Source organism: Dethiosulfovibrio salsuginis, from assembly GCF_900177735.1.
Classification (GTDB): Bacteria; Synergistota; Synergistia; order Synergistales; family Dethiosulfovibrionaceae; genus Dethiosulfovibrio; species Dethiosulfovibrio salsuginis.
Genome location: NZ_FXBB01000032.1, coordinates 22,392 through 28,466 on the forward strand (window position 1 = coordinate 22,392; position 6,075 = coordinate 28,466).

Here is a 6,075-nt window from a genome sequence, read left to right on the forward strand (position 1 = left end):
GGAGGAAAGGCTGTTTTGAGGTTTTGAGCCCTCCACAGCCATAATGCCATGAAAAGAGAGAGCCTTTGGTTCTTGAAGGACAATCTGAATCGGTGCCTGATGGTCTACGTTATAGCCTCTTTGGCCTATATGGGCCTATCTGTATATACCTCCTGGCACGATACTATGAGGGGGGTGGACCGACAGCTTGAGCTGGCGGCTCTGGCCCTTCCGGGTATGTTGGCACCCGATTTTCACGATAGGGCCACCGACTCGGAGAGCATCTCCCTTGACGAGGAGTTGAGAAACAGGGAGGTCTTCGGCCAATACGTTAAAAGAGCGAACTTAGCCTGGATCTATACCCTGATAGAGCAGGACGGACGTTTTTTCTTCGCCGCTCCTAACGTGTCCGATCAAGAAGCGGCAGAGCAACTCAGATGGTATTACTATCCCTATCCTGAGATTCCCGGCCAGTTTATAGAGGCCTATAAAACCGAGACCCCTGTATGGGTTTCCTATTCCGATCGCTGGGGGCACTTTAGATCCGTCGCCTATCCCCTGCGCTCCAGGGGAGGAAGGCTTTTTCTAGCCTGTGCGGATTACGATATCTCCTTCGTAAAGGCCGTTCTCATAAGGGAGGCTTTTTTCAGCTGCTGTGTGGCTGCGTTGTTCCTCCTCGTCGCCATTCCTTTCTTCCTGGCCTATCGAAAGCACGCCAGAGCGATGGAAGGGCTAGTCCTCGATCTGGAGAGGTACAGCAACGATCTTGAGTCTATGGTACGAGACAGAACCCAGGGCCTCAACAACGCCCTGGAGGAGCTTGAGGATCTGGCAAACAGAGACTATCTCACCGGCATCTACAACCGTCGCTACGGCATGGAGACGTTGAAGAGGATGACCGATCCTGAAAGCGGATACAGAGGGTGGCTTCTTCTGGTCGATCTCGACGATTTCAAGGGCATAAACGATACCCTTGGACATCAGACAGGGGACGACCTTCTCCAACAGGTCGGAGCGGTGTTGTCCGATATCTCTGGGGAGGAGGATCTCCCTATACGGTACGGTGGAGATGAATTTATCGTTATATGTCCCGACTGTAAGGACGGTGAGATCGACGGCAAGGTCGACACCGTAAAAAAAGCTATCCTGGAGCTAGGGGATCGAAGAGGTTGCCCTCTGTCGGTATCCATAGGAGCTACTAGGATAGTTCCAGGTATACCGGTTCGATTCATCATAGACGAGGCGGACAGGTGTTTATACTCCGATAAAAAACGGGCTAAATTGCCCTAACGGTCTGGACGAAAGTTTTTTCGGTGCTATCATGGGCGTAATCGCTTTTGCGAACTGGAGGTGTTCTTATGGAGAAAATGACCTATCCCGACTCGGTTAGGCCTTTTTGTCTCAGAGGCTGTAAAGAAGGCAACGATAGATACGATCTGGTGGTTATAGGGGCTGGGTCCGCAGGATTGGTGGCCGCTGTAGGAGGCGCTAGGATGGGGGCGAAGGTCGCTCTCATCGAAAAAGGACTGCTCGGTGGTGACTGTCTCAACTCGGGATGTGTTCCCTCTAAGGCGGTTATAGCCTCCGCTAGAAGGGCTCATCTGCTTAAAACCGCTAAAGATATGGGTATTTCCTCCGGCGAAATCGTGGTGGATTTTCCTGCGGTTATGTCCCGCATGAAGGCAATTCGCTCAAGGCTCAGTGCCAACGATTCCGCTCTAAGGCTCTTAAGCGAGGGGGTCGATATTTTCCCCGGGAATGGGATGTTCGACTCTCCTAGGTCCATCAAGGTCGGAGAGAAGACAATAGAGTTTACCAGGGCGATAATAGCCACCGGTTCTAGCCCTACGGTTCCCGCTATTCCCGGTCTCGATGGCGTAGACTACCTTACCAATAAAAATCTTTTCGATCTGGAGGAACTCCCCGAATCTATGGCCGTTATCGGTGGTGGCCCCTTGGGCTGTGAGATGGCCCAGGCCTTCGCCAGGCTTGGCTGCTCGGTTACCCTGCTCCAGAGGGCCAACAGGTTGCTTCCCAAAGAGGACGCTCAGGCCGCTGGACTGGTCAGAAAATCCCTTGAATCCGATGGCGTTAAGGTGCTCCTAGGCGTCCAGGTTACGTCGGTCAGGGTGGAAGGCGATGGGACCGTCTTGGCCTATCGTGACGGTGATGTGGACGGAGATGTAACCGTTAAAAAGGTGCTTTTAGCCGCCGGGAGGAAGCCGAACCTAGAGGGAATGGGCCTTGAGGAGGCCAATATCGCCTACGATGAATCTGGCCTTACGGTGGAAAAGGGCCTGAGGAGCGTCTCCAACGAGAGGGTTTTCGGTGCAGGAGATGCCTGTCTCTCCCAGAGATTTACCCATTCGGCGGATATGTCCGCCAGAATCTGTCTCGCTAACGCCTTTTTGCCCTTCCATAAATCCTTTAACTCTGTGCCTATGGCCTGGTGTACTTACACCTCTCCTGAGGTAGCGAGGGTCGGAATCACCGTCGACCAGGCCCTTGAACAGGGACTTAAGGCTAAGGAGATAAGGGTGCCTCTGGAAGAGGTAGACAGGGCGGTCATAGAAGGCTGGGACAAGGGCTTTCTGAAGGTAGTGGTTGGTCGAGGTGGAAAAATACTCGGGGCTACTATGGTAGGGGAAGGGGCGGGAAACATGATCTCCGAGTTGACTTTGGCGGTCTCCAAGGGGATAAAACTTGGCGATCTTTCCTGGGTCATACATCCCTATCCCACCGAGAGCTCCGTTTTCAGGAGGGCGGCGGATATCCTCAACAGCCGAAGGATCACCCCGGTGGTCAGAATGGGCATGCAGCTGTGGATGGCCCTGGTCTCCAAGTTTAAGGACAAGGCCCAAAAAGAGGCCGAGAGGGCTGCTAAAGAGGCCGCTAAAGAGGCCGCTAAAGAGGCCGCTAAGGCGGAGAGAGAGGCCGCTAAAGAGGTCTTAGAGGAAAAGCACGAACCTGAAGCCCTCCCGGAGGGTAACGAAAAAGTGGATATGCTAAAAAAATAACCGTTCTGTAGTGAGAGTGAGGAGCTGGGGGAACCTGGCTCCTCACTGTTCTTCTTTTCATGTATTCCTTTAGCCTTGACGATCACCATGGCGACTATCCCTCAGGAAATTGAGGCCTTAACGATGAGGGTCGTGATAATCGGGGCCAAGACCGAGATAAAGGCCTTTCGAGAGAGATTTTTGCTTCTTGATGTTATAATTACCATAACTTTATCGAGAGGAGTGGCGTCTTGTTCCCTGATTGCAAAGGTTCTAAATGGCTCAAGTTTCTGTTGCCCGTCCTGGTCTTGGCTTTATTGCTCTTCCTGAGGCCTACTCGGGAGTGGTTGTTCGACTTGGTGGATCTTTTCCATCAGCTCGACGTAGGTGTTATAAGGGAGTACATCCTCTCTTTTGGTATATGGGCACCGGTAATATCCTTCTGGCTCATGATTTTTCAGTCGGTGGTGGCTCCTCTTCCTGCTTTTCTGATAACCTTCGCCAACGCCGGGCTTTTCGGCTGGTGGAAGGGAGCGATCCTGTCCTGGTCCAGTGCCATGGCCGGAGCGGCACTTTGTTTCTACATCTCCCGGCTGTACGGAAGAGGGGTTGTAGAGAAACTCACCTCTAAGGCTGGCCTTGAGGGTGTTGACAGGTTTTTCGACCGTTACGGAGACTACGCCGTTTTGGTGGCCCGTCTCCTCCCCTTCGTCTCCTTTGACATAGTGAGCTACGGTGCCGGTCTTACGTCGATGAAGTTCTGGCCTTTTTTTATCGCCACAGGGATAGGCCAGCTCCCCGCCACTATCGTCTACTCTTACGTAGGAGGTATGCTGACCGGAGGGACGAGGCTTTTCGTCACAGGACTTCTTATCCTGTTTGCCATGTCGACTTTTATCGCTCTATGGAAGAAGATTCATAACGATAAGATTGTCGCTAAGGTAGCCAAACCGTCCGGCGATGTCCACTGATATCCCCTCGGTCTCCTCTTTCGTCGAGAGTTGCTTAAAATGGTAAAGGCCTACAGCGGTTAGGGGAATGACCTCTGTAGGCTCACCAGTTTATATTGAGAGGGGCCTTTTTTGTGAAGATTTTGGCTTTAGACGGAAGTCCCAGAGGGGCTGAGGGCAATTCTCAGGCGATGGTTGACCGTTTTTCAAAGGGGCGGAGACTAAGACCATATACGTCAAGGATCTTTCCGTAGGGTTCTGCAAGGGATGTTTCTCCTGCTGGACTGTGACTCCAGGGAAATGTTTTCAGAGGGACGATATGGACATGATCCTGGAGGAAATGTCTAAAACCGATTCGGTCATATGGGCCACGCCGCTGTATCACTACGGCATGACCGCTATGCTCAAGGCGGTTATGGAGAGAACCCTCCCATCGGTGGATCCCCATATTATCAAGGAGGGGGACACCTACGGTCACCCTATGAGAGGGGAGAATCCCTATCCCAGGACGCTCCTGTTCTCCAACTGCGGTTTTCCCGAGTTTAATCATTTCGACGGTCTGATCTCCCAGTTTAAATGCCTTTTTAGAGGAAACGAGGATGCCTTGGCGGAGGTTATTCTCAGACCGGCAGGGGAGCTACTAAAGGTCCCGGTTCCTGAGTTGCAGGCGCAGATTGGTTGGTACTACGAAGCCCTCGAGAGGGCTGGCAGGGAGTTCGTCTCTCAGGGAAAGATATCCCCCGAGGTTCACGAAACTCTAAAGAAAGACCTCATGCCTACCGAGTTGTTTGTCTCTATGGCAAACGAACACTGGGATAGATGTCTGGAAAACTCTAAACGTCCCTAAAGGGCACCTCTAAAAACTCTAATCCTCGGAGAGATCGTTCCGACGGAGCCCATTTGAGCCCGTATACTCGACATGCCGTCGTGTAGTCGAAGGGGGCGACAGGACGTCGCCCCAAGCCGAGGGGGCACAGGACGTGCCCTCCGAGGCGGTTCGTACGAAACAGGCAGGTCGAATATACGATTGGGCGAAACAGGGCGTAGGCGGAACGATCTCTCCGAGGGGACTCGAAAGTGAGTTTTTAGAGGTTCCCTAAAAATAATGAGGAGGTCCGATTCGGACCTCCTCATTATTTTTAGACGTCTTTTTTCCAGCTTCCGAAACCCTGTCCTAAGACCTCCGTAGCCTCTGCCAGCCTCAAAAACGCCTTAGGATCGGTCTTCTGAAGGTGCTGCTTGAGGAGCATCGCCTGTCTTGCCGTGAGAAGGGTCATAAACACGTCTCTATGGGTGTCCGAATAACCCCCTCGGGCGGAGAAGATGGTTACCCCTCGGCCAAGTTCGTGGGTTATAAAGTGTTTTGTCTCCTCCGGGTTATTGCATATCACCAGGGCTTCCTTTTTGATTCCGAATGACCTCATCGCTCCACCCATGACGGTGGTGTTTATGTAGGAAAGGACCACGCCGTAGACGACGTTCTCGAAGCTGACGGCGAAGAAGAACAGCGCCAGCACCGCAAAGTTGGCTATCATGGTGAACTGGCTGATCTCCATCCCCGTCTTTCTCCTTACCGCCATAGAGATTATGTCGGTTCCCCCTAGAGATCCTCCTGCGGCGAATATCATGGCGTAGGGAGCTCCCTGTAGAAGACCGGCGACCACTATCAGCAGAAATCGGTCCTCTATGACAGGAACGGGCAATGTGTGCTTCGCCACCGACAGAAAGAGGGTGAACACCACCGTTCCGTAGATGCTCCAGAGGGTGAATCTCCTGGGGAGGACTTTCCAGCCGTAGGTGAAGAGCAGTGCGTTAAGTCCCCAGATTGTCACAGACAGAGGCACTTCCCACATGTAATTGAACAACAGGGCAAGCCCGTTTACCCCCGTTCCAGGGAGTTGAGCGGGTATGACGAATAGCTGGATGGCTATGGCGAAGACAATGGCCCCCAGGGTTATGTTTACCAGGGAATGTCCTTCTTCCTTGATAAACCATCTTATCTTTGCGGCTATGCTTCTTAGGGATAAAGGGTGTTTCAACGTAAAATGCTCCTCCTTAAATATATAGAGCACCTTTAAAAACTCTAATCCTCGGAGAGATCGTTCCGACGTAGCCCAGAGCCCGTATACTCGACCTGCCGTCGTGTAGTA

General features: G+C 52.4%; 4 protein-coding genes and 1 pseudogene. 4 read left to right on the plus strand and 1 reads right to left on the minus strand.

Annotation, left to right across the window (positions count from 1 at the left end; translation table 11 throughout):
• Positions 1-48: 48 nt before the first annotated feature.
• The 4 genes and pseudogenes from B9Y55_RS10410 to B9Y55_RS10425 form a co-directional block, all read left to right on the plus strand.
• Positions 49-1,269 carry a GGDEF domain-containing protein gene (locus B9Y55_RS10410; protein WP_085545297.1) on the plus strand — a complete coding sequence of 407 codons (1,221 nt, stop codon included), beginning with the start codon at positions 49-51 and terminating at the stop codon, positions 1,267-1,269.
• A 68-nt stretch (positions 1,270-1,337) separates the two neighbouring features.
• Positions 1,338-2,996 carry a mercuric reductase gene (locus tag B9Y55_RS10415; protein ID WP_085545298.1) on the plus strand — a complete coding sequence of 553 codons (1,659 nt, stop codon included), beginning with the start codon at positions 1,338-1,340 and terminating at the stop codon, positions 2,994-2,996.
• Positions 2,997-3,226: 230 nt separating this feature from the next.
• Positions 3,227-3,946 (plus strand): TVP38/TMEM64 family protein, encoded by a 720-nt coding sequence (locus B9Y55_RS10420; RefSeq protein ID WP_085545299.1) that lies wholly within the window; start codon positions 3,227-3,229, stop codon positions 3,944-3,946.
• A gap of 202 nt (positions 3,947-4,148) precedes the next feature.
• Positions 4,149-4,772, plus strand: a pseudogene (locus tag B9Y55_RS10425) (flavodoxin family protein); the annotation flags it as partial.
• Positions 4,773-5,064: 292 nt separating this feature from the next.
• On the opposite strand, the gene B9Y55_RS10430 reads toward B9Y55_RS10425, so the two are convergent.
• On the minus strand, positions 5,065-5,964 hold the full coding sequence (locus tag B9Y55_RS10430) for a YitT family protein (RefSeq protein WP_159448325.1): 900 nt from the start codon (positions 5,962-5,964) through the stop codon (positions 5,065-5,067).
• Between the last annotated feature and the right edge of the window lie 111 nt (positions 5,965-6,075).